This is a genomic window from Lysobacter oculi (assembly GCF_003293695.1).
Lineage (GTDB): Bacteria > Pseudomonadota > Gammaproteobacteria > Xanthomonadales > Xanthomonadaceae > Solilutibacter > Solilutibacter oculi.
This window is the reverse complement of record NZ_CP029556.1, coordinates 761105-785700: the sequence shown is the minus strand read 5'-3', so window position 1 is coordinate 785700 and position 24596 is coordinate 761105. Positions and strand designations below refer to the sequence as shown.

19 protein-coding genes are annotated in these 24596 nt (G+C 67.2%); 9 read left to right on the top strand and 10 right to left on the bottom strand.

The genetic code is table 11. The features are described 5' to 3' along the window. Positions 1-36 precede the first annotated feature (36 nt). From DCD74_RS03795 to DCD74_RS03765, 7 genes are all read left to right on the top strand, one after another. Positions 37-2871, top strand: coding sequence for a 2-oxoglutarate dehydrogenase E1 component (locus DCD74_RS03795; RefSeq protein WP_112926142.1), 2835 nt, complete (start codon positions 37-39; stop codon positions 2869-2871). 37 nt (positions 2872-2908) lie between these two features. Continuing rightward, positions 2909-4153 carry a dihydrolipoyllysine-residue succinyltransferase gene (gene sucB, locus DCD74_RS03790; protein WP_112926141.1) on the top strand — a complete coding sequence of 415 codons (1245 nt, stop codon included), beginning with the start codon at positions 2909-2911 and terminating at the stop codon, positions 4151-4153. A 69-nt stretch (positions 4154-4222) separates the two neighbouring features. Beyond that, positions 4223-5656 carry a dihydrolipoyl dehydrogenase gene (gene lpdA / locus DCD74_RS03785; RefSeq protein ID WP_112926140.1) on the top strand — a complete coding sequence of 478 codons (1434 nt, stop codon included), beginning with the start codon at positions 4223-4225 and terminating at the stop codon, positions 5654-5656. Positions 5657-5748: 92 nt separating this feature from the next. Continuing rightward, positions 5749-6840: a calcium:proton antiporter gene (locus tag DCD74_RS03780; protein WP_237049648.1), complete on the top strand. Its 1092-nt coding sequence runs from the start codon at positions 5749-5751 to the stop codon at positions 6838-6840. 19 nt (positions 6841-6859) lie between these two features. Next, positions 6860-7468, top strand: coding sequence for an LOG family protein (locus tag DCD74_RS03775; RefSeq protein ID WP_112926139.1), 609 nt, complete (start codon positions 6860-6862; stop codon positions 7466-7468). Next, on the top strand, positions 7465-8457 hold the full coding sequence (locus tag DCD74_RS03770) for a YhdH/YhfP family quinone oxidoreductase (RefSeq protein WP_112926138.1): 993 nt from the start codon (positions 7465-7467) through the stop codon (positions 8455-8457). Before DCD74_RS03775 ends, DCD74_RS03770 begins: the two co-directional genes overlap by 4 nt. A 57-nt stretch (positions 8458-8514) precedes the next feature. Then, on the top strand, positions 8515-8880 hold the full coding sequence (locus DCD74_RS03765) for a response regulator (RefSeq protein ID WP_112926137.1): 366 nt from the start codon (positions 8515-8517) through the stop codon (positions 8878-8880). A gap of 13 nt (positions 8881-8893) precedes the next feature. Here DCD74_RS03765 and DCD74_RS03760 read toward each other — a convergent pair whose 3' ends face one another. Further along, positions 8894-9808 carry a DnaJ C-terminal domain-containing protein gene (locus tag DCD74_RS03760; protein ID WP_112926136.1) on the bottom strand — a complete coding sequence of 305 codons (915 nt, stop codon included), beginning with the start codon at positions 9806-9808 and terminating at the stop codon, positions 8894-8896. A 135-nt stretch (positions 9809-9943) separates the two neighbouring features. On the opposite strand from DCD74_RS03760, the gene DCD74_RS03755 reads away from it, so the two are divergent. Next, positions 9944-10423: a peroxiredoxin gene (locus DCD74_RS03755; RefSeq protein ID WP_112927648.1), complete on the top strand. Its 480-nt coding sequence runs from the start codon at positions 9944-9946 to the stop codon at positions 10421-10423. Positions 10424-10453: 30 nt separating this feature from the next. After that, positions 10454-11032 (top strand): ferritin-like domain-containing protein, encoded by a 579-nt coding sequence (locus DCD74_RS03750; protein WP_112926135.1) that lies wholly within the window; start codon positions 10454-10456, stop codon positions 11030-11032. Positions 11033-11103: 71 nt separating this feature from the next. Here DCD74_RS03750 and gyrA read toward each other — a convergent pair whose 3' ends face one another. From gyrA to smc, 9 genes are all read right to left on the bottom strand, one after another. Then, complete coding sequence (gene gyrA, locus DCD74_RS03745; protein ID WP_112926134.1) at positions 11104-13698, bottom strand: DNA gyrase subunit A; 2595 nt, start codon at positions 13696-13698, stop codon at positions 11104-11106. A 192-nt stretch (positions 13699-13890) separates the two neighbouring features. Then, positions 13891-14955: an S-methyl-5-thioribose-1-phosphate isomerase gene (gene mtnA, locus DCD74_RS03740; protein WP_112926133.1), complete on the bottom strand. Its 1065-nt coding sequence runs from the start codon at positions 14953-14955 to the stop codon at positions 13891-13893. 32 nt (positions 14956-14987) lie between these two features. Continuing rightward, positions 14988-15797, bottom strand: a complete 810-nt coding sequence (locus DCD74_RS03735; protein WP_112926132.1) for a DUF3011 domain-containing protein — start codon at positions 15795-15797, stop codon at positions 14988-14990. 93 nt (positions 15798-15890) lie between these two features. Continuing rightward, positions 15891-16658, bottom strand: a complete 768-nt coding sequence (locus DCD74_RS03730; protein WP_162615891.1) for a DUF3011 domain-containing protein — start codon at positions 16656-16658, stop codon at positions 15891-15893. A gap of 77 nt (positions 16659-16735) precedes the next feature. Continuing rightward, entirely contained in the window at positions 16736-17743 is a 1008-nt protein-coding gene (gene epmA, locus DCD74_RS03725; RefSeq protein ID WP_112926131.1) for an EF-P lysine aminoacylase EpmA, read from the bottom strand. Positions 17744-17746: 3 nt separating this feature from the next. After that, positions 17747-19828: an NAD-dependent DNA ligase LigA gene (gene ligA, locus DCD74_RS03720; RefSeq protein ID WP_112926130.1), complete on the bottom strand. Its 2082-nt coding sequence runs from the start codon at positions 19826-19828 to the stop codon at positions 17747-17749. Positions 19829-19862: 34 nt separating this feature from the next. Then, positions 19863-20240: a hypothetical protein gene (locus tag DCD74_RS03715; protein ID WP_112926129.1), complete on the bottom strand. Its 378-nt coding sequence runs from the start codon at positions 20238-20240 to the stop codon at positions 19863-19865. A gap of 45 nt (positions 20241-20285) precedes the next feature. Then, the gene (gene zipA, locus DCD74_RS03710; protein WP_112926128.1) at positions 20286-21002 is read right to left on the bottom strand and encodes a cell division protein ZipA; all 717 of its coding nucleotides are present in this window, start codon (positions 21000-21002) and stop codon (positions 20286-20288) included. 17 nt (positions 21003-21019) lie between these two features. After that, entirely contained in the window at positions 21020-24523 is a 3504-nt protein-coding gene (gene smc / locus DCD74_RS03705; RefSeq protein ID WP_112927646.1) for a chromosome segregation protein SMC, read from the bottom strand. Positions 24524-24596: the final 73 nt, after the last annotated feature.

Genomic DNA, 24596 nt, shown 5'->3' with positions numbered 1-24596 from the left:
AGCCAACTGGCCCTTCGCAGAAGCAATCGACCTGACATGGCGGATAGCCTCCTGAAGCAGTTTGCCCGGTCTTCCCAGCTTGGCGCCAACGCGGCGTACATCGAAGACCTCTACGAGCAATACCTCGCCGCCCCGGACAGCGTGGGCCCGAAGTGGAAGCAGTATTTCGATGACTTCAAGGGCCGCGAGGCCGGCGACGTCCCGCATTCGGTGGTCGCCGATGCCGTGGCCGCCGCAGGCCGCCAGGCCCGCCGAGGCCAGCTGGCCACGGCCGAAGGCGCCGGCGACGAGCGCGAGCGCAATGTCGGTCGCCTGATCACCGCCTACCGTTCGCGCGGCCACCTGGCGGCCAAGATCGACCCGCTGGAAATGCTGGTGCATCCCGATGCGCCGGACCTGACCCTCGGCTTCCACCGCCTGTCCGATGCCGATCTCGGCAGCGAGTTCAGCACCGGTGGCGTCGGCGGCAAGGAGCGGATGAAGCTGGCCGACCTGCTGGCCACGCTCAAGGCGACCTACACCGGCCCGATCGGCGCCGAGTTCATGCACATCGCCGACGCCGAGCAGCGCCGTTTCATGTACGAGCGCCTCGAAGCCGCCGCCGGCAAGTTCGGCCGCAGCACCGACGACAAGAAGCGCATCCTGGAACGCCTGACCGCCGCCGAAGGCCTGGAACGCTACCTCGGCACCAAGTACGTCGGCCAGAAGCGCTTCTCGCTGGAAGGCGGGGACGCGCTGATCCCGATGATGGACCAGCTGATCCGTTACTCCGGTGCCGCCGGCGTCAAGGAAATGGTCATCGGCATGGCCCACCGCGGCCGTCTCAACGTCCTCGTCAACACGCTCGGCAAGCCGCCACGCGCCCTGTTCGACGAGTTCGAAGGCAAGTTCGAACACCCCACGCACGACCGCGCCCACACCGGCGACGTGAAGTACCACATGGGCTTCTCCGCCGACGTCGCCACCCCCGGCGGCCCGATGCACCTGGCGCTCGCCTTCAACCCGTCGCATCTGGAAATCGTCAACCCGGTCGTGGCCGGCTCGGTGCGTTCGCGCCAGCTGCGCCGCAACGACAAGGAACGCAAGCAGGTGCTGCCGGTGCTGCTGCACGGCGACGCCGCGTTCGCCGGCCAGGGCGTCGGCATGGAATTGCTGCAGATGTCGCAGGCGCGCGGTTTCGCGGTCGGCGGCACCGTCCACATCGTCATCAACAACCAGGTCGGCTTCACCACCAGCGAGCGCCAGGACGCGCGTTCCACGCTGTACTGCACCGATGTCGCCAAGATGGTCGGTGCGCCGATCCTGCACGTGAACGGCGATGACCCGGAAGCCGTGGTGTTCTGCGCCGAACTGGCCTTCGATTTCCGCCAGCGCTTCGGCCGCGACGTCGTCATCGACCTGGTCTGCTACCGCCGCAACGGCCACAACGAGGCCGACGAACCGGCCGCGACCCAGCCGCTGATGTACCAGAAGATCCGCGCGATGAAGACCACGCGCGAGAAGTACGGCGACGTGCTGGCTGGCGAAGGCGTGATCGCCGCCGATGACGTCAAGGCCGCCGCCGACGCCTACCGCGACAAGCTCGATGCCGGCCAGGTCACCGCCGAGGTGGTGAAGGTGGTGCCGGACGATTTCGCGCCCGACTGGTCCAAGCTGCTCGAAGGCAAGCTCGGCGACAAGGTGGACACCACCGTGCCGCGCGACGAGCTGGACGCGCTGGCCGCGCAGATCAACACCATCCCCGCCGAAGTCACCCTGCACCCGCGCGTCGCCAAGATCTACGACGACCGCCGCAAGATGGCCGCCGGCGAGCAGGCCGCCGACTGGGGTTTCGCCGAGAACCTGGCCTACGCCACCCTGTTGAAGAAGGACTACCGCCTGCGCCTGGTCGGCCAGGATTCCGGTCGCGGCACCTTCTTCCACCGCCACGCGGTGCTGCACGACCAGAAGACCGACACGCCCTACCTGCCGCTGCAGCAGCTGGTGAAGAACCCGGAGTACGCGACCGTCATCGACTCGCTGCTGTCGGAAGAAGCGGTGATGGCCTTCGAATACGGTTACTCCACCACCGATCCCAACACGCTCGACATCTGGGAAGGCCAGTTCGGTGACTTCGCCAACGGTGCACAGGTCGTCATCGACCAGTTCATCGCCTCGGGCGAAGCCAAGTGGGGCCGCCTGTGCGGTCTGGCGCTGTTCCTGCCGCATGGCTACGAAGGCCAGGGCCCGGAACACAGCTCGGCGCGCCTGGAGCGCTTCCTGCAGCTGTGCGCGCTGGACAACATGATGGTCTGCGTGCCGACCACGCCGGCGCAGGCCTTCCACATGATCCGCCGCCAGCTGTGCATGGACACCCGCAAGCCGCTGGTGGTGATGACGCCCAAGTCGCTGCTGCGCCACAAGCTGGCGGTGTCGTCGCTGGACGAACTCGCCGCCGGCGAATTCCAGCATCTCATCCCCGATGCCAAGGCCGACGCGAAGAAGGTCAAGCGCATCGTGCTGTGCTCGGGCAAGGTCTATTACGACCTGCTTGAAGATGCCGAGAAGCGCGGCCAGGACGATGTCGCGCTGATCCGCGTCGAGCAGCTCTACCCGTTCCCGCGCAAGCAGCTGTCCGCCGAACTGGCCAAGTACCCGCAGGCCCGCGACGTGGTCTGGTGCCAGGAAGAGCCGCAGAACCAGGGCGCGTGGTTCCAGATCCGCCACCACCTGGCCGCCTGCCTGGCCAATGGCCAGTCGCTGTTCTACGCGGGCCGCGCGCGTTCGCCTTCGCCGGCGGCCGGCCACTTCAGCGACCACGTCAGCGAACAACAGAAGCTGATCGCCGACGCGCTGGTCAACGAGCCCGGCCTCGAGCCGGGCGTCGAGTAACCTTTCCCATTCGAATCAAACAATCGGACCCCCAGACATGGCCACCGAAATCAAAGTCCCGGTTCTTCCCGAATCCGTCTCCGACGCCACCATCGCCGGCTGGCACAAGAAGGTCGGCGATGCCGTCAAGCGCGACGAGAACTTGGTCGATCTGGAAACCGACAAGGTGGTGCTTGAAGTCCCGTCGCCCGCCGATGGCGTGCTGAAGGAAATCAAGTTCGACACCGGCGCCACCGTCACCAGCCAGCAGGTCATCGCGGTGATCGAGGAAGGCGCGGTCGCCGACGCACCGAAGGCCGAAGCCAAGTCCGATGCCCCGGCCGCCGGCGCGCAGGAAATGCAGCCCAAGGCCGAGGCCGCCAAGGCGCAGGCCGCGGCGCCTTCGAGCACCACGCCGAAGCCCGCATCGGATGGCAAGCCGAGCGACAACACCTCGCAGCTGCCGCCGGGCGCCGCCTTCACCGCGAAGAAGGAAGGCATCGACCCGTCGCAGGTCGAGGGCACCGGCCGTCGCGGCGCGGTGACCAAGGAAGACCTCGTCAACTACGCCAGCGGCAAGACCGCCGGCGTCGGTGGCGGCGCGCGTCCGGAAGAGCGCGTGCCGATGACCCGCATCCGCAAGACCATCGCCAAGCGCCTGATGGAGTCGAAGAACTCCATCGCCATGCTGACCTCCTTCAACGAGGTCAACCTGTCGAAGGTGATGGCGATGCGCAACGAGCTGCAGGACGACTTCGTGAAGGCCAACGGCATCAAGCTCGGCTTCATGAGCTTCTTCGCCAAGGCCGCCGCCAACGCGCTGGCCAAGTACCCGGTCGTGAACGCCTCGGTCGATGGTGACGACATCATCTACCACGGCTACGCCGACATCTCGGTGGCGGTGTCGACCGACAAGGGGCTGGTGACGCCGGTGCTGCGCAACGTCGAGCGCATGGACTTCGCCGAGGTGGAGAAGAGCATCGCCGGCTACGCCAAGGCGGCGCGCGAAGGCGGCCTGAAGCTGGAAGACCTGCAGGGCGGCACCTTCACCATCACCAATGGCGGCACCTTCGGCTCGCTGTTCTCCACGCCGATCGTCAACCCGCCGCAGAGCGCCATCCTCGGCATGCACGCCATCAAGGAGCGCGCGATCGTCGAGAACGGCCAGGTCGTCGCCGCGCCGATGATGTACATCGCGCTGAGCTACGACCACCGCATCATCGACGGCAAGGAAGCGGTGCTGTTCCTGGTCGACATCAAGAACCAGCTGGAAAACCCGCACCGCATGCTGCTGGGGATGTAATCCAGCCTGCCTGACCGCCCCGCCCGCGCGGGGCGTGTCGTTTCAAGACTCCGCAAAGGAAACATCGCAATGTCCGAACAACAGCAATTCGATGTCGTCGTCATCGGCGGCGGCCCCGCCGGTTACCACGCCGCGATCCGCGCCGCGCAGCTCGGCCTCAAGACCGCCTGCGTCGATGCCGCGCTCGGCAAGGACGGCCAGCCGGCGCTCGGCGGCACCTGCCTGCGCGTGGGCTGCATCCCGTCCAAGGCGCTGCTCGATTCCAGCCGCCAGTTCTGGAACATGGGCCACATCTTCGGCGAGCACGGCATCTCCTTCGCCGACCAGAAGATCGACGTGAAGCAGATGGTCGGCCGCAAGGACAAGATCGTGAAGCAGTTCACCGGCGGCATCGCGGCGCTGTTCAAGGCCAACAAGGTGGCGTCGTTCTCGGGCTTCGGCACGCTGCAGCCGGGCAACATCGTCAGCGTCAAGCAGCATGACGGCAGCACGGTCGAGCTCAAGGGCACGAACGTCATCCTGGCCGCGGGTTCGGATTCCATCGAGCTGCCGTTCGCCAAGTTCGACGGCAAGACCATCGTCGACAACGTCGGCGCATTGGATTTCGAGGAAGTGCCGAAGTCGCTCGGCGTGATCGGCGCCGGCGTGATCGGCCTCGAACTCGGCAGCGTGTGGAACCGCCTGGGCGCGAAGGTCACGGTGCTGGAAGGCATGCCCGATTTCCTCGCCGCCGCCGACAAGGAAGTGGCGAAGGTCGCCGCGCGCGAGTTCAAGAAGCAGGGCCTCGACATCAAACTGGGCTGCAAGGTCAGCAACACGGAAGTGAAGGATGACGGCGTGCACGTCACCTACACCGACGACAAGGGCGCGACGCAGGAACTTGTCGTCGAGAAGCTGCTGGTCGCCGTGGGCCGCCGCGCCGCGAGCAAGGGCCTGCTGGCCGAGGGCACCGGCGTCAAGGTCAACGAGCGTGGCCAGATCGAAGTGGACGACCACTGCCACACCGGCGTCGATGGCGTCTGGGCGGTGGGCGACTGCGTGCGCGGCCCGATGCTGGCGCACAAGGGTTTCGAGGAAGGCATCGAAGTCGCCGAACTCATCGCCGGCCTGCCCGGCCACGTCAACTACGACACGATTCCGTGGGTGATCTACACCGAGCCGGAAATCGCCTGGGTCGGCAAGACCGAAGAGCAGCTCAAGGCCGATGGCGTGGCCTACAAGGCCGGCAGCTTCCCGTTCGCGGCGGTCGGTCGCGCGGTGGCGATGGCCGAGCCGATCGGTTTCGTCAAGGTGCTGGCCGATGCGGAAACCGACCGCATCCTCGGCATGCACCTGGTTGGCCCGAACGTGTCCGAACTGGTGCACGAAGGCGTGATCTCGATGGAGTTCAAGGGCAGCGCCGACGACCTCGCGCGCATCTGCCACGCGCATCCGAGCCTGTCGGAAGCCGTGCACGATGCCGCGATGGCGGTGGACAAGCGCGCGATCCACAAGGCGAACTGATCGCCCGCGATGTTGCGACGAAACGGCGCCGATGGCGCCGTTTTCGTGTGCGCGGATGACATGGATGCATCGCTTGCCCGCATAATCGGGGCATGGCGAACATGACCAACCACAATCCCCGCTGGACCTACGCGGCGCCCGCCGTCGGCATCGCAACCCTGCTGCTGGCGATGCTCGCGCCCGGCATGCCGCTGATCGAACTGCTGCTGGTGATCGGCCTGTTCGGCAGCGTGATCGCCGCCGTGCACCATGCCGAAGTGATCGCACACAAGGTCGGCGAGCCGTTCGGCACCATCGTGCTGGCGTTGGCAGTCACCGCGATCGAGGTGGCGCTGATCGTGACGATGATGCTGGCCGGCGGCGAATCGACATCCGGCCTTGCACGCGACACCGTGTTCGCGGCGGTGATGCTGATCCTCAACGGCATCATCGGTTTCAGCCTGCTCGCCGGCAGCCGCCGGCACAGCATCCAGCGCTATCGCATCGACGGCGTGACCGCGGCGCTGACCACGCTCACCGCGATCGTGGTGCTGACCCTGGTGCTGCCCAACTTCACCACCAGCGTGCATGGCCCCGTTTACGGTTTCTCGCAACTGGTATTCATCGCCATCACCACGCTGGTGCTGTTCGCATCGTTCACCATGTTCCAGACCATGGGCCACCGCGAGTATTTCCTGCCGGTGGACGATGGTGACCCGAAGACCGAAGACCATGCCGAGCCGCCGACCACGCGCGAATCCCTGGTCAGCCTGGGCCTGCTGCTGGTGAGTCTGGTCGTGGTGGTGCTGTCGGCCAAGAAGCTGGCGCCGGACATGGAGGCGATGCTGGTGAGCGTGGGCGCACCGCGCGCGGTGGTCGGCATCATCATCGCGGCCATCGTGCTGCTGCCCGAAGGCGTGGCGGCCGTGCGTGCCGCCCTCGCCAACCGCGTGCAGACCAGCCTCAACCTGGCCGTGGGCTCGGCCATCGCCAGCATCGGCCTGACTATCCCGACCGTCTCGGTGGTCGCACTGGTGATGGATTGGCCGCTGGCGCTCGGCCTGGACAACATGTCCACGGTGCTGCTGTTCCTCACGCTCTTCGTCACCTCCATTTCCCTGCGCACCGGCAAGACCAACATGCAGATCGGCATCGTGCATGTGGTGCTGCTCGGCACCTATCTGTTCCTCAGCTTCGTGCCGTGATCGAAGCAGGCAGCACGACATGAAATCGGTCTGCGTCTATTGCGGCTCCAATGCGGGCGCACGCCCGATCTACGCCGATGCCGCCCGCGCGCTCGGCACGCGCATCGCATGCGAAGGCGCGGCGCTGATCTACGGCGGCGGCAATGTCGGGCTGATGGGCATCGCCGCCGATGCCGCACTGGCCGCGGGTGGCGAAGTCATCGGCGTCATCCCCCAGCAGCTGGTGGATTGGGAAGTCGCGCACCGTGGCGTGACCCGGCTTGAAGTCGTCGATTCCATGCACACGCGCAAGATGCGGATGTTCGAACTGTCCGATGCCTTCGTCGCCCTGCCCGGTGGTTTCGGCACGCTCGACGAGATGTTCGAGATGCTGACCTGGCGCCAGCTCGGGCTCGGACGCAAGCCGTGCGCCTTCCTCGACGTCGCCGGTTTCTGGCAGCCGTTGATGGCGATGATGGATACGATGGTCCGCGAGCGCTTCCTGCACGCCGACCAGCGCAACGACCTCTGGCACGGCGAGGATGTCGAGGCGCTGTTCGACTGGATGCGCGGCTACCAGCCGGCGCAGGCCGACAAATGGCTGGACGAGAAGCGTCGCAGCCAGCTTTCGTCACTGGAGGACACATGAGCGTTCCCGCGCAGTTCGACGCCTTCCGCATCCACGATGACGCCGACGGTTACCACAGCGGCATCGAACGGATTTCGCTCGATGACCTTTCGCCCGGCGAGATCGTCATCAAGACGGCGTTCTCCTCGGTCAATTACAAGGATGCGCTGGCCGGCACCGGCGAAGGCAAGATCCTGCGCCGCTTCCCGCTCAACGGCGGCATCGACGTGGCCGGCCATGTCGTGCAATCCAGCGACCCGGCCTTCAAGAAAGGCGACGCGGTGCTGGTCACCGGCTGCGGCCTGTCGGAGACCCGCGACGGCGGCTATTCGGAATACGCTCGGATTGAATCGAAGTGGGCCATCGCCCTGCCCGCCGGCCTGTCACTGCGCGAATCGATGATCCTCGGCACCGCCGGCTTCACCGCCGCGCTGGCGCTGTACCGCATGCAGGACAACCGGCAGTCGCCGGCCCTCGGACCCATCGCCATCACCGGCGCAACCGGCGGCGTCGGCTCGCTCGGCATCGCCATCTTCACCCGCGCCGGCTACGAGGTGCATGCGGTCAGTGGCAAGGCCGACCAGCAGGACTACCTGCGCTCGCTCGGCGCACGCGACATCCTCGGCCGCGACGCGTTGGGGACGAAACGGCCGATGGAATCGGTGCGCTTCGGCGGCGCGCTGGACAATGTGGGCGGCCCGATGCTCAACAGCCTGCTGGCGCAGACCGCGCCCTATGGCAATGTCGCCAGTGCCGGCCTGGCCGCCAGCGCCGAACTGCCGACCACCGTCATGCCTTTCATCATCCGCGGCGTATCCCTGCTGGGCGTGGCCTCGGCCGGCACCGCCCGCGACATCCGCGAAGCCATCTGGACCCACCTGGCCAGCGACTGGAAGCCGGCGGCGCTGGATGCCATCTGCACGGCGGAAACCGAACTGGCCGGTCTGCCCGACATCTTCCGCAAAATGCTCGCAGGCGGCTCGCTGGGGCGCACACTGGTGCGGTTCTGAAGCCATTCACGCAATGACGGGCAGCCGGTAGAATGCCCGTATCCACAAGGGGGATTTATGGCGCGCATCCTGGTCATCGATGACTCACCGTCGCAACTGGCGGGTATCCGGCGCATCGTCGAAAAACTCGGCCACGAGTGCCTGACCGCCGAAGACGGCGCACAGGGCGTGGAAACGGCGAAGGCCGAATTGCCCGACCTGATTTTGATGGATGTGGTGATGCCGAACCTCAACGGGTTCCAGGCCACCCGCGCGATCAGCCGCCACGAAACCACCAACCACATCCCGGTGATCCTGGTGACGACCAAGGACCAGGAAACCGACAAGGTCTGGGGCATGCGCCAGGGCGCGAAGGGCTATCTGACCAAGCCCTTCACCGAAGCCGAACTCTCCGAAGCCATCACCGGCACGCTCGGCGCCTGACGGCGGCGCACCCTCAGTCCGCCGAGAAGGCGGACTTCAGGTCTTCGTAGGCCGCGCGTTGGCGCTCGTTGTGCGGCGCCGGCGCCACGATTTCAATCTCGACGATCTGGTCACCCGGCGCAGCACCGGGCAGGCCGCGCCCGCGCAGACGCAGCTTGCGTCCCGCTTCCGAACCCGCGGGAATCTTCAGCTCGACCGGCCCGCCCAGCGTCGGCACGGTCGCCACATCCCCCAGCGCCGCCTGCCATGGCGTGACCGCGAGGACGTGGATGAGGTTGCGGCCATCGACCTCGAACTGGGGATGGGCCGCGTATTCGATTTCCAGCAGCAGGTCGCCGTGTGTGCCCTGCCCCTTCAGCCGGATTGCCTGGCCGGGCTTGATGCCCTTCGGCATCTTGACGTCCAACGACTTGCCGTTGACGCCGATGCGCACCGAGTCGCCGCGATAGACGGCTTCCAGCGGCACGCTGAGCCGGGCTCGCGTATCGCCGCGCGGCGCCTGGCCCGGCTGCGGACGCGGCCCGCCACGTTGCGCGCCGCCGAAGCCGCCTCGCCCGAATACCTGTTCGAAGAAGTCGCTGAAGCCGCCGCCCGCGCCGCCACCGGCGAAGATCTCGTCGAAGTCGTAATCCCCGGCGCCGTGGCCGCCCTGCCCGCCATAGCCCCCCCCGAAACCGCCACCCGGCGGCGGCATTTCATCGCCCGGCCGGTAGCCGCGTGCGCGCAACTGGTCGTAGGCCGCGCGCTTCTGCGGGTCACGCAGCGCTTCGTAGGCCTCGTTGACGGCCTTGAACTTCTCCTCGGCGCCGGCTTCCTTGCTCACATCGGGGTGGTACTTGCGCGCCATCCTGCGATAGGCGGTCTTGATTTCCGCCTCGCCCGCGCCCGGTTCGACCCCCAGGGTTTCGTAGTAATCCTTGAACTGCATCGCCGTCTCCGCCTCGCAATTTCATAAAGATGGGCCCGATGGCGCCCTCGATCAACCCATGTCATCGCGCCCGCCTTGACGAAATATTTCACATGGCCTGCCTAGACTGGCCGCCTCCCGTCAATGAGCATGTCCATGACCATCGAAGCCGGCCAGCAGGTCCCCGAAAGCATCCTGCAGATCATCCGAACAGGCGTGGAGCAGATCGATACCCATGCGGTGTTCGGTGGCAAGCGGGTGGTGATGTTCGCGGTGCCGGGCGCCTTCACCCCGACCTGCAGCGAGCGCCACCTGCCCGGTTACGTGAAGCATTTCGACGATTTCCGGCGCAAGGGTGTCGAAGTCGCCTGCGTGTCGGTCAACGATCCCTTCGTGATGCAGGCCTGGGGCGAGTCTCAGCGCGTGCCCGAAGGCATGTTGATGCTGGCCGATGGCAACGGCGAACTGACCCGTGCGCTCGGGCTGCAGATGGATGCCAGCGCCTACGGCATGGGCGTGCGCAGCAAGCGTTACGCGCTCTACGCGGACAACGGTGTAGTGAAGAGCCTGCAGGTGGAAGCACCAGGCGAACTGCGCGTCTCCACCGCCGAACACATGCTCGAACAGATTTCCTGACCCCCAAGGCCTGAACGGCAAGGACTCCCCATGAAAGCCAGCAGCAAGCCAGCCTCGAAGAAAGCCAGCAAGTCCGCCAGTGGTTTCACCTCGGTCAAGACCTTGCGCGAGAACGCGCGCAAGAACCTCGACCAAGGCCCCATCACCGATACCTATCAGCTTGACCGCAAGGTGGTCATCGAGAAGCTCAACGAGTCGCTCGCCACCGAATGGGTCTGCGTGCTGCGCTACATGCGCCACTATTTCTCCGCGTCCGGCATGTTGGCGGACAGCGTCAAGGCGGAATTCCTCGAACACGCCAAGCAGGAACAGGCGCACGCCGACCTGATCGCCGAGCGCATCGTGCAGCTGGGCGGCGAGCCCGATCTCAACCCCGACACGCTGACCCGCCGCTCGCACGCCGAGTACAAGGAAGGCAAGAACCTGAAGGACATGGTGCGCGAGAACCTGATCGCCGAGCGCATCGCCATCGACAGCTACCGCGAGCTGATCGACTTCATCGGCGACAAGGACACCACCACCAAGCGCATGCTCATGCACATACTGGCGCAGGAAGAAGAGCACGCCGACGAGTTCCGCGACCTGCTCAACGGCTGGATCGGCGACTGAGTCCAGCTTCACACATCGCGCATGAAAAAGGCGGCCACCGGCCGCCTTTTTCGTTCCACGTCGCCGGGGAATCAGGCCCCGGCTTCGCCGTCATCCACCGTGCTCGTGGACGACTCCGCATCGGACTCATCCAGCGACACATCCAGACGCTCGATGGCCTGCAGCTTCTCGCCGGCCTGCACGCGCATCAGGGTGACGCCCTGCGTGTTGCGGCCGACCTGGGCGATGTCCACGGCGGGCGTGCGCACCAGCGTGCCTCCATCGGAAATCAGCAGGACGTCGTGGTGGTCCGAGAGCTGGATGGCGCCGACCAACTGGCCGTTGCGTTCGGTGGTCTTGAGCGCGATGACGCCCTGGCTGCCGCGCCCCTTCTTGGGAAAGTCCGCGACCGGCGTGCGCTTGCCGTAACCGTTCTCGCTGGCGGTGAGGATGTCGCCCTCGCCCTCCACCACGATCAGGCTCTGCACCGATTCGCCCTGCGCCAGCTTCATGCCGCGCACGCCGGTGGCGGTACGGCCCATCGGGCGCACCGAATCACCGCCGAAGCGCGCCGCCTTGCCGTTCGACGCGAACAGCATGATGTCGCGGCTGCCATCGGACAGTTCCGCGTTGACCAGCGCATCGCCCTCGGCCAGGTTGATCGCGATCTTGCCGCGCGAAAGCTTGTACGCGTACTCGGTGAGCGGTGTCTTCTTGACCGTGCCGTTGCGGGTGGCGAAGAACACGAACTTGCCGTCTTCGTATTCGCGCACCGGCAGCACCGCCTGCACCTTCTCGCCTTCGGTCAACGGGATCCAGTTGATGATCGGGCGGCCGCGCGCATTCGGGCCGGCGTCGGGCAGCTGGTAGACCGGCAGCCAGAACACGCGGCCGGCGCTGGTGAAGGTCAGCAGCGTGTCATGCGTGTTGACCAGCCACAGGTGGTCGATGAAGTCCTCGTCCTTGGTCGCCGCCGCGTTGCGGCCCTTGCCGCCGCGCTTCTGCGCACGATAGGTGCCGGTCGGCTGGCGCTTGGCGTAGCCGGCGTGCGAGAGCGTGACCACCACGTCTTCCGGCGCGATGAGGTCGAGGATGTCGAGGTCTTCCTCGCTCGCGCGGATCTCGCTGCGACGCGCGTCGCCGAATTCCTCGCGCAGGTTCTCCAGCTCGGTGCGGATGACCTGCATCAGCACGCCCGGCTGTTCGAGGATTTCGATCAGCCCGCGGATGGTGTCGAGCAGCGCGCGGTATTCGTCGGTGAGCTTTTCCTGTTCCAGACCGGTCAGGCGATGCAGGCGCATCTCGAGGATCTGCTGCGCCTGCACTTCGGTGAGCTGGTAGCCGTCGGCCAGCAGGCCCACGCCCTTCGGCAGGTCTTCGGGACGCGAGGCTTCCGCGCCGGCGGCACCCAGCAGCGCGCCGACCATGCCCGGCTGCCAGCGCTGGGCCAGCATGCGCTGGCGTGCTTCGTCCGGGTTGGCCGAAGTCTTGATCAGCTCGATCATCTCGTCGATGTTGGCGAGCGCGACCGTCAGGCCTTCCAGGATGTGCGCGCGGGCGCGGGCCTTGCGCAGGTCGTAGATGGTGCGGCGGGTCACCACCTCGCGGCGGTGGCGCAGGAAGGCTTCGAGGATCTGCTTGAGGTTGAGCAGCTGCGGGCGGCCATCGACCAGCGCCACCATGTTGATGCCGAACACCGACTCCATCGGGGTCTGCGCATAGAGGTTGTTCAGCACCACCTCGGCGGACTCACCGCGCTTGACCTCGATGTAGATGCGCATGCCGTCCTTGTCGGACTCGTCGCGCAGCTCGCTGATGCCTTCGAGCTTCTTCTCCTTCACCAGCTCGGCGATCTTCTCGATCAGCCGCGCCTTGTTGACCTGGTACGGGATCTCGGTGACGACGATCGCCTCGCGGCCGTTGTCGGCCACTTCGATGTCCGCTTTCGCACGCATCCGCACGCGACCCTTGCCGGTGCGATAAGCCAGGTGGATGCCACCGACGCCGTTGATGATGCCGGCGGTGGGGAAATCCGGGCCCGGGATGTATTCCATCAGGCCTTCGATATCGATGTCCGGCGTCTCGATCATCGCCAGCAGCGCGTTCACCACCTCGGTGAGGTTGTGCGGCGGGATGTTGGTCGCCATGCCCACCGCGATGCCGGCGGAACCATTCACCAGCAGGTTCGGGAACCGGGTCGGCATGACCGTCGGCTCCAGTTCCTTCTCGTCGTAGTTGGGCTGGAAATCGACGGTTTCCTTGTCGATGTCGGCCATCAACTCGTGCGCCATCTTCGACATGCGCGCTTCGGTGTAACGCATCGCCGCGGCGGGATCGCCATCGACCGAACCGAAGTTGCCCTGCCCGTCCACCAGCAGGTAGCGCAGCGAGAACGGCTGCGCCATGCGCACCAGCGTGTCGTACACCGACGCGTCGCCGTGCGGGTGGTACTTGCCGATGACGTCACCGACGATACGCGCGGACTTGTAATACGGCTTGTTGCTGTGCGCGCCCAGTTCGTTCATGGCGAACAGCACGCGGCGATGCACCGGTTTCAGGCCATCGCGGACGTCGGGCAACGCGCGGCCCACGATCACGCTCATCGCGTAATCGAGGTAGCTGCGGCGCATTTCGTCTTCGAGGTTGACCGGGATGATTTCGCGGGCAGAGTCGGTCGGTTGGGACATCAGGCTTCCGTGTTTCGGTGCGGAGGGGCGTCCTGCCAGTCAGGCATGCGCGAAGCGAAAACGGGGCGCCTTGGCGTGCCCGGCGATTCGCTTCGAAAAGACGTGAAATCTTACCATGCCCGGCGCCTGAATGACAGCCGGAATTTATGTATAAATCAATTACTTAGGCGCGTTTTTCGACGCGTTTCGGGCTTACTGCCCGGCAGGCGCGAACAATGCCCGCATCGAGGCCGCATCCGGCTTCTCCACCACGCCGCGTTCGGTGACGATGGCGTCGATCAGATCGTGCGGCGTGACGTCGAAAACCGGGTTCCAAGCGTCGATGCCATCGGCCACCGTGCGTTCGCCGCGATGGGCCAGCAGTTCGGCGGGATCGCGCTCCTCGATCTCGATCAGGTCGCCGGAAGCGGTCGCCATGTCCACCGTCGAAGACGGCGCGACCACCATGAACTTGACGCCGTGGTGCCGTGCGGCGATGGCCAACTGGTAGGTACCGATCTTGTTGGCGGTGTCGCCGTTGGCGCAGATGCGGTCGGCGCCGACCACCACCCACTGCACCTGCCCGGTCTTCATCAGGTGCGATGCGGCTGCGTCGGCGATGAGCGTGGCGTCGATGCCGTCCTGCTGCAGTTCCCACACGGTGAGCCGCGCGCCCTGGTTCCACGGGCGTGTCTCGCCGGCGAACACGCGGGCGATGCGCTCCTGCGCCACACCCGCGCGGATCACGCCGAGCGCGGTGCCGAAGCCGGCGGTCGCCAACGAACCGGTATTGCAGTGGGTCAGCACGCCGCTGCCGGGCGTGATCAACGCCGCGCCGATCGCGCCCATGCCGCGGTTGGCGGCCAGGTCTTCGGTTTCGATGGCACGGGCCTCGCGGTCGAGCACATCGCGCCAGTCGCTGCCGGCGCCCTTTAAAGCGCTGCGCATCCGCGCCAACGCCCAGGCCAGGTTGACGGCAGTCGGGCGTGCGGCGTTGAGCCGCTGCATCGCCGGTTCCAGCTTCGCCAGGGCCTGCGCGCCATCATCGGCGTCGACATCACGCGCGGCCAGCACCACGCCCCAGGCCGCGGCGATGCCGATGGCCGGCGCGCCGCGGACGGTCAACGAGTGGATCGCTTCGGCCACCGCATCGCTGTCGCTGGCACGCACGTAGCCGGTGTTGAACGGCAGGTGGCGCTGATCGAGGAGTTCAAGCGCATCGCCCATCCAGCGGATCGGGCGGATGCGGTCGTATCGGGCGTAATCGAATTCGGTCATGGCCGCAGTTTAACGGCCATGCGTGCCGGCACTCACCAGACGCGGAACTCGCCGCTGCAACCACCCGCGACCCAGACACCGCCGCGATCCCAACCCCAGGACTGGCCCTGCACGCAGGCGCTGCGCGAAGTCTGCCTCAACAGTTCAACGCCTTGGCGGATCTGGGCGGCGCAGTAGTTCTGCCGCCCGTCGTTGGACGCGCATTGCAGCACCTGGGGCTGGCCGTTGGCGTAACCGCCCTGCCCATAGCCGTAGGACGGATAGCGACCATTGTCGTAACCGTAATTGTTGCCATAACCGCGATTGTTCGAGGCCGGCCCGAATTCCGCGCGGCAACCGTGATCGACCCAGACCACGCCCGGACGCGTGCCCCAGTTGTGGCCTTCACGGCAACGCGTATCGGAAAGTTGCCGCACCACGGTCACGCCATAACGGGTGTCGATGGGGCATTCGTTGTGTCGGCTGCGCGGTGATTCGCAGACCACGGTGCGGCCATAGCTGTTCCAGCCGCGACCGTTGTTGTAACCGTTGTTGCCGTAACCGCCATAGTTGCCCGCGCCATAGCCGCCCAGCGCGAATTCAGCGCGGCAGCCACGATCCACCCAGACCGCATCGCGGCGGATGCCCCAGCTCTGGCCTTCGATGCAGGCCGAGCGCGAAACCTGCCGCACCATCGTCACGCCCTGCCGGGTATCGACGCGACATTCGTTGTAACGCCCGTCACCGGATTCGCAGACAAAACGACCGTTGTTGTTGCCGCCCTGCCATTGCGCATGCGCGGCGAGCGGGCTGAGCAGGCCGACAAGAGCGAAGGCGATGAAGATGAAGTTTGGAAGACGCATGGTCAGGCTCCGCGGAGGTGATGTGCCGACGATAGCCACGGCGCGCCACCGCTGTCACAGAAGTGGCGGCCTGACCGCTCCGCCGTCTGGCGATCATTCAGCCGGCGGTGATGGCCAGGTCATGAACTCGGCGCGGCAACCTTCGGCCACCCAGACCTGCCGCGCATTCCAACCCCAACTCTTTCCGTCCTCGCAACCGGCCTTGGACAACTGATGAACCAGCTCCACGCGCCCCGTACCGGGCGGCAAGCGGCATTCCTGCCGTTTGCCATCCACCGATTCGCAGCGCAGCGGTTGGCCCTGCCCGCCCGTATCCGATGATCCGCGTCCTAGCAGGCGCTGGAAGAAACGCACGCTCGGTCGGTCGGGCGTGGTGACTTCGAATTCCGCGCGGCAGCCGCGTGCAACCCAGATGCCGTTCTCGTCGTAGCCCCAGCTCTTGCCGAGTTCGCAGTCGCCATCGGACAGCTTGCGGCTCAGGCGCACGCCGCCCACGGTTTCGATGGGGCATTGACGATGCCCGCCGTTGCGCGATTCGCAACGCAGCAGGCGGCTGCGCGTACCGGCTTCGCGATCAGCCGAAGCCGAAGCCCGCGCCGGCGGTTTCTCGCGGCCGAACTCGGCACGGCAGCCACGCGACACCCACAGCCCGCCCTCGTTGGTGCCCCAGGAGTTGTTGCGGATGCAGGCATTGCGCGACAGCTGGCGCAGCATCATCGTGTCGCCTTCGCCGGGCGGCAGCGCGCACTGGTTCCAGCGGCCTTCCTGCGATTCGCAGCGCACCCGCGAGTCAGCGACGCCCGGCGCCGCCCACGCATCGCGCGCGAACAGCGCCATCGCGGCACCGGACAGAAGCATCATCACGCGGGCGGACGGGATCCCCATGGGCCCGAATGTAACCGACGCGGATGAACGATCAGCGAAAGCCGCCGATGCCTTCATGCACGGGTGAAATCGAAGGCGAGCACATCGGCGATGCGCGGCGTTCCGAGCATCGCCATCATCAAGCGGTCGATGCCCAGCGCCACGCCCGCACATGCCGGAAGCCCATGCGCCAGCGCATCGAGCAGATGGGTGTCGATGGGGCGCGTCGTGCCGCCAAGACCGGCGCGGACATCGGCATCGCGCTGGAAACGTGCGGCCTGCTCCGCCGCGTCGCGCAACTCGTGGTAACCGTTGGCCAGTTCCAGTGGGCCGAGGTAGAGCTCGAAGCGTTCCGCCACCGGCTGCCCATCGCCCTCGTCACGCACCTGCGCCAACGCGCATTGCGAAGCCGGGTAATCGTGCAGCACGGTGATCGTGCCGGTGGCGAACGCGGGCTGGATGCGATGCGTCATCAGCAGGTCCAGCCAGTCGTCGCGGGTGAGCCCTTCGGGGTCGATGAGCACATCGCCCAACGCCTCACGCAGCGCATCGACGGGCGCGGTGAACGGGTCGATGTCGATGCTGCGCCGGTACAGATCGCGGTAGGTCACGACATCGACCGCATCGACATCACGCCCGACCAATGCCAGCGCCGCACGCACCAGTTCGACGGTTTCGTCCATCAGGCGGCGATGGTCCCAACCGACGCGATACCACTCCAGCATCGTGAACTCGGGGTTGTGGCGGCCACCGGCCTCGCCGTCGCGGAACACGCGGCCCAGTTCGTAGCAGTCGCCCACGCCCGCGGCGAGCAGACGCTTCATCGCGTATTCGGGCGAGGTACGCAGCCAGCGCGTGCGCGGGGCGCCATCGGTGCGGCCGGAAAATTCCAGATGGAACGGCGCGATGTGCGGATCACTGACGCCGACCAGCGAGAACACCGGCGTCTCCACTTCCAGCACGCCACGCGCATGGAAGAACGCGCGGACGAGGTGGTTGAGCGCGGCGCGGAGTTCAAGCGTTTCCCGCGTGGCGGAAGGCCGCCATGCACCGGCACCGTTCGCGGTATCGGGATGCGGCATCGCTCAGCCCTCGTGCGATGAGAGGAAGGCGAGCAAAGCGGCTTCGTCCCAGATCTCGATGCCGAGTTCCTGCGCCTTCGCCAGCTTGCTGCCGGCGGCTTCGCCGGCCACGACCACGGAGGTCTTCTTCGACACGCTGCCGCTGACCTTGGCGCCGAGCGCTTCCAGCCGCGCGCCGGCTTCGTCGCGGCCCATCGCCGACAGGCCGCCGGTCAGCACCACGGTCTTGCCGGCGAGCGGGCCTTCGGTCGCGCGTTGCGGCGCGCCTTCAGGCCAATGCACGCCGCGTTCGCGCAGGGCCGCGATGACCTCGCGGTTGTGCGGCTGGGCGAAGAAATGCGCGATGTGCGCGGCGACCACGGGGCCGACATCCGGCACTTCGCGCAGGGTGGTTTCGTCGGCGGCCATCAGCGGGTCGAGCGCGCCGAAGTGGCGGGCCAGCGTCTTGGCGGTGGACTCGCCGACATCCTTGATGCCGAGCGCGAACAGCAGGCGTTCGAGCGTGGTGCTGCGGCTGGCCGCAATGGCATTGACCAGATTGTGCGCCCATTTGTCGGCGACCTTGCCGGCCTTGACGGTCGCCGGGATGGTGCCGTCGCGCTCGTCGGCGCGGCGTTTCATGTCGAGGAAATCATCGACGGTGAGCCGGTAGAGATCGGCCACGGTTTCGATGTAACCGAATTCCACCAGCGCTTCCGCGAAACGCTCGCCCAGGCCCTCGATATCCATGGTCCGGCGGCCGGCAAAATGGAACAACGCCTGCACGCGCTGTGCCGGACAGAACAGGCCGCCGCTGCAACGCGCGACCACCTCGCCTTCGCCGCGCTCGATGGCCGAGCCGCAGACCGGGCACACGGTGGGCAGTTCATAGGGCGGATGCAGCGGTTCGCCACGCTCATCCAGCGGGCGTTCGCCTTCGACCACGCGCACGACTTCGGGAATCACATCGCCGGCACGACGCACGATAACCGTGTCGCCGACGCGCACATCCAGCCGCGCGACCTGGTCGGCGTTGTGCAGCGTGGCGCGGGTGACGGTGACGCCGCCGACATGCACCGGCTTCATCAACACCCACGGCGTGACCGCGCCGGTGCGGCCGACGTTGACCTCGATGGACTCGACGGTGGTGCTGGCTTCCTGCGCCGGGAATTTGTGCGCGATCGCCCAGCGCGGCGCACGCGAGACGAAACCCATCGCGCGTTGCTGGTCGAAGCGGTCGAGCTTGTAGACCACGCCGTCGATGTCGTAAGGCAGCGCGTCGCGGCGCTCGCCGATGCGCCGGTAGTACGCCAGCAGGCCTTCGACGCCATGCGCCACGGCGACTTCCGCACTGACCGGGAAACCGAGGTCGCGCAGCCAGGCCAGCACGCCGGAATGGGTCGGCGGCAACATCGCGCCCTCCACCTGTCCGAGCGCGTAGGCGAAGAACGCCAGCGGCCGTTGCGCGGTGATGCGCGGGTCGAGCTGGCGCAGCGAACCGGCGGCACCGTTGCGCGGATTCGCCAGCACTTTCTGGCCGTTTTCCAGCGCCCAGGCGTTGTAGCGATCGAACGCGGCTTTCGGCATCACCACTTCGCCGCGCACTTCGAGCACGGCCGGCGCATCGCCGAACAGGCGCAGCGGGATCGACTTCACCGTGCGCAGGTTGGCGGTGACGTCCTCGCCGGTGGCGCCGTCGCCGCGCGTCGCGCCGCGCACGAACACGCCGTCTTCGTAGCGCAGGCTGATGGCGAGGCCGTCCAGTTTCGGCTCGACGGAAAACGCCGGGGCGGCATCCCCGGTTTCCTTTTCGATGCGGGCGACGAATTCGCGCACTTCGTCGTCGGTGAAGGCGTTGGCCAGCGACAGCATCGGCACCACGTGGGCGACTGGCGCGAACTTCGCGGACGGTGTGTCACCGACGCGGCGGGTGGGCGAATCAGGCGTGGCGAGTTCGGGATGCGCGGCTTCCAGCGCTTCCAGTTCGCGCATCAGCCCGTCGTAATCGGCATCCGCCAGCTGCGGGTCGTCGAGGACGTAATAGCGATGGTTGGCCTCGCGGATGCGGGCCACGAGCGTGGCATGGCGGGAAGCGGCATCGGTCATGACGCCATTATCCCCGCCGGCATTGCCAAACGGATCAGGCGGAAGCGCCGAGCCTCGGGCGGCCTGAGCCGAAGTTGAGCAGGCCTTCGGCCAGCAGCATGGCGAAGCCCCAGTACAGCAGGTGCAGGCCGAACGCCGACTGCGCATCGCCCAGCCCCTTGTGCACCATGAAGGTCACGGCCAGGCCGATCAGGCCGGTGGCGATCTGCGCCCATTCCTCCTTGCGCATCTTGCCGGCCAGCGCGGCCACCGACACCAGTAGGCCGATGATGGCGCAGGCGTAGAGGACGAACGACAGGCCACCCGCCTCGCCGATGCCCAGGCTGAGCGCCCCGCGCGAAGCCACCGGAATCAGGCAGCCCGCCAGCGCCACGAGGCCACCCACCAGTCCCACGACGTTCTCGAGCTTCATGCGTGCCGCCTCGCGTGTTGAAGGATGTGTGTTGCGACGATGCCCTTACCAGCGTCCCGGCCGCGTCAACGGCGGGGCTTCGCGCTGTCGGTCGTAGGCGCGCAGTTCGTCGCGGATGTGGGCGATGCGCTGGCGCCCGAGCGCGTTGCGCTCCTCGTCCAGCACGATGCCGTCGAGCAGTTCGGCCATGCGCTGCGCGGTCGGCAGCAGGGTGTCCCAGGCTTCCAGCGCGGGCACCGGCGCCGGCAGGGTCAGGAAGAAGGCGATGGCCGGGGTCTCCAGCGACTGGATCTCCGCCATGTCGAAACTGCCGGGCTTGAGGATGTTGGCCACGCTGAAGATCGGGCCGGCCTCGGGGCGGCGGTCGATCAGCCGGTGGAACACGTTCATGTGGCCGAACACCAGCCCGGCCTTCTCGGCGGCAACCAGGATGTCCGGCCCGCGCAGCGTCTGCCCGGCGCGCGCGGCGACGAACAGCGAAACGATCTTGTCGAAGTTGTCATCGACGCGCTTGCCCAGGTCGCTGTTCTGCAGCGGCGCGTCCAGGCCCAGGCCGGGCTGGCGGTCGGGCGATGCGTCATCCGCAGCGGCATCGAATTCGGCGCGGATTTCGTCGCCCAGGCTCGGCTCGGTGTGTCCGCCGCGTGCTTCCACCCGCTTGCCCTGCCCCGGTTTCTTCGGCCGCCCGAACCACAGGATGGCGGCGAAGAGGATGAGGCCGGCGACAAGGATGCCGAGGCGGAGCAACGTGGTTTCGGACATGCGTGTGACCTGTTCGGTTAAGCGGCGCCGACCATGCGCGTCGCTTCCGCGAGGTCCACGGAGACGAGGCGGCTCACGCCCGGCTCCCGCATGGTAACGCCAGAGAGTTGTTCGGCGGCTTCCATCGTCGCCTTGTTGTGGGTGACGAAGAGGAACTGCACGGCTTCGCTCATCTCCTTCACCATGGTGGTGAAGCGGCCCACGTTGGCTTCGTCGAGCGGCGCATCCACCTCGTCCAGAAGGCAGAACGGCGCCGGGTTGAGGCGGAAGATCGCGAACACCAGCGCCACCGCGGTCATCGCCTTCTCGCCACCCGACAGCAGCGAGATGTTGGCGACACGCTTGCCCGGCGGGCGCGCCATGATGGCGACGCCGGTGTCGAGCAGATCCTCGCCGGTGAGTTCCAGATAGGCATGGCCGCCACCGAACAGGCGCGGGTACAGCTCCTGCACGCCGGCATTGACGCGGTCGAAGGTGTCCTTGAAGCGGCCGCGCGTCTCGCGGTCGATCTTGCGGATGGCGTCTTCCAGCGTGTCCAGCGCGGCGGTGAGGTCGGCGTCCTGCGCGTCCAGGTATTCCTTGCGCTGGGCGGCCTCTGCGTGCTCGGCGATGGCAGCCAGGTTGACCGGCTCCAGCCGGCGCAGCTTGGCGTCGTAATCGCCGACCGCCTTCTCCCACACCGACACGTCGGCATCGTCCAGCAAGGTGTTGATGACGTCGGCCAGCACGAAGCCGGCTTCGACCACCTCGCCCGACAGCCGGTTGGCCGCGATCATCGCCGCCTGCTGGTCCAGCTTGCGCTGGCCGATGGCCTCGCGCTGGGTCAGCGATTGCGCGTCACGCTGCTGGCGGGTCTGCTCGAAGCCGCGCAGTTCGTCCTCGATGCCCTGCAACGCGGAACGCGCGGTGGCCAGCGCCTGGTCCACGCGCACGCGCTCGTCCAGCGCGGACTGGCGTTCGGCTTCCAGCGCCTTGACCGGCGAATCGCCTTCGGACAGCTGCGCGGCGAGTTCGCCCAGGCGGCTGTCGAGCTGGCCGCGCTGTTGCGCCATGCGCCCGAGCGCCTGGGTCAGCGAGGCCACCTGCGTGCGCTGGGTCTCGACGGTCAAGGCCAGCGCATGCGCGGTGTCGCGCGATTCGCGGGCACGGTCGCGGGCGGCATCGCGGGCTTCGGCGAAGTGGCGGCGTTCGGTTTCCAGCGCCTGTCGCGCGTCCTGCAGCTCGGCCATCCGCGAGACGGCGGTTTCCAGCTTCTCGCGCGCGGCACGGGTCTGCGCCTGCGCGTCTTCGTTCAACTGCGCGATCTGCGCCAGTTCGGTATCGATATGCCCGAGGCGGCCCCGCGCGGATTCCACCCGGCCCTTGTGGCTCTGCAGCTGGCCGGCCAGTTCGGACACGCCGCGATGCGCCTGGTACAGGCCGCGCTGCGCTTCCTCGCGGGCCTGTTCGGCTTCCAGCGCGCGCTGGCGCAGGCCGGCGATCTGTTCTTCCAGCGCCTTTTCCTGCTGCTGCAGCGCTTCGATTTCGCCGCGCAGCGACTGGATCTCGCGCTCGCGCAGCAACGCGCCCTGCTTCGCCGCCCCCGAGCGCAGCACGCGCACCCAGCCGGCACCGAGGCGCTCGCCGGCGCGGGTGATGACCGAAGCACCTTCGCCCAGACTCGGCATCAGGCGGCGGGCTTCGTCCAGTGTCTCGGCGACATGCAGGTTGCCCAGCATCCGGCGGATGGCCAGCGGGCCGGTCACCTTCGCCGCCAGCGAAGTGGGCGCGAAGCTGGCTTCGGCTTCGTCCACGGCGACCAGCGCCAGGCGGCCTTCGGCCAGCTCACCGAGCGCATCGACCAGGGTTTCCGGCGCCTCGACCAGCACGCCTTCGATCATCTGCCCGAGCGCGCCTTCGACCGCCTGTTCCCAGCCGGCCTCGACCACCAGCTTCTCGCCGACGCGCGGCGCGCTGTCCAGCCCTCGCTGGCGCAGCCACGCCACGGCGGCGCCCTGCTCCTGCCCGAGCGCGGCGCTCTGCAGGGTTTCCAGCGAACTCAGGCGGCCGCGTTTCTCCTGCGCGGCGCGGCGGCTGTCGGCCAGTTGCGTGGCCAGCTGGCGCTGCTCGTCCTGCAGCGCGGTCACGGCCTGCTTGCGGCTCTCGACATCCGATTGAAGGGTGTCGATGCCGGATTTCTGCGCGTCGTGGCGCTGTTCGATGTCGGCGAAGGCGGCGGTCAGCGCGTCCAGGTCCAGCAGGGCGCGCTCGCCGGCCAGCTTCTCGCGGCGGCGCTCGGCGTCCAGCACCTGGCGGTCGAGGTAATCGACGCGGGTGCGTTCGACGTCGCCGGCGCGGGCGGCTTCGGCCTGCTCGCGGCTATGGGTTTCCCAGCGCTGCTGCCAGTCGGCCAGCTGCGCTTCGGCGTCCTTCAATTCGGTCTGGCGGGCGGCATCGCCTTCGCGCAGGCCGGCCAGGCGCGGCTCGGCGTCCTGCAGGCTGGCCTGCAGGCTGGCCAGCGCCGCTTCGTCGCTGCCGATGTGCGCCACGACTTCGGCCAGCGCGCTGCTGGCCTCGTCGCGCGCGGTCGCAAGCCGGGTCGAGAGCTCCTGCTGGTGCTGGATCTGCTGCTCCAGCCGCGCCAGCACGCCGCCGACGCGGTAGACCTCGGCCTGCGCCTGAGCGTGGGCATCGACCGCCGACTGGTGGCGCTCGCGGCCGGTCTCGATCTCGCGCTCGGCCTGGCGCTGCTCGGCGACCAGTTGTTCGAGCTTGGTTTCGTCGGCGGCCAGCGCCTGCCGGTGCTGCTGCAGGTCGGCATCCAGCGCGCGGTACTGCAGCGCCTTCCACTCGGCGTCCTTGACCCTGCGCTCGGCCTGGATGGCCGTGTACTGCTCGGCCTGCCGCGCCTGCCGGGCGAGATGGGTCAGCTGCTTGCCGACTTCCTCGCGCAGGTCGTTGAGGCGGTCCAGGTTCTCGCGGGTCGAGCGGATGCGGCTTTCGGTCTCCTTGCGGCGCTCCTTGTACTTGGAGATGCCGGCCGCCTCTTCCAGATAGACGCGCAGTTCCTCCGGCTTGGCCTCGATGACCTGCGAGATCATTCCCTGCTCGATGATCGAGTAGCTGCGCGGGCCCAGGCCGGTGCCGAGGAAGAGATCGGTGATGTCCTTGCGGCGGCACTTCGCGCCATTCAAGTAATAGGTGCTGTGGCCGTCGCGGCCCACGGTGCGCTTGACCGAGATCTCGTTGAAGGCGGCAAACTCGCCGCTGACCGCGTGGTCGCTGTTGTCGAAGATGAGTTCCACCGTCGCCTGCGACACCGGCTTGCGCGCGCTGGAGCCGGAAAAGATCACGTCCGTCGCGTTGTCGCCACGCAGGCGGCTGGCCGACGACTCGCCCATCACCCAGCGCACGGCGTCGATGATGTTGGACTTGCCGCAACCGTTCGGCCCCACCACGCCGGTCATGTTGGTCGGCAGGTGCAGCGTGGTCGGGTCGACGAAGGATTTGAAGCCGGCGAGCTTGATCGTGGAAAGGCGCATGTACGGTCTGTGCCCGCCCACGCAGGTCCGTGGGTGAGTCTTTGGATGAAGTTATGCCATCAACTTGTTGATT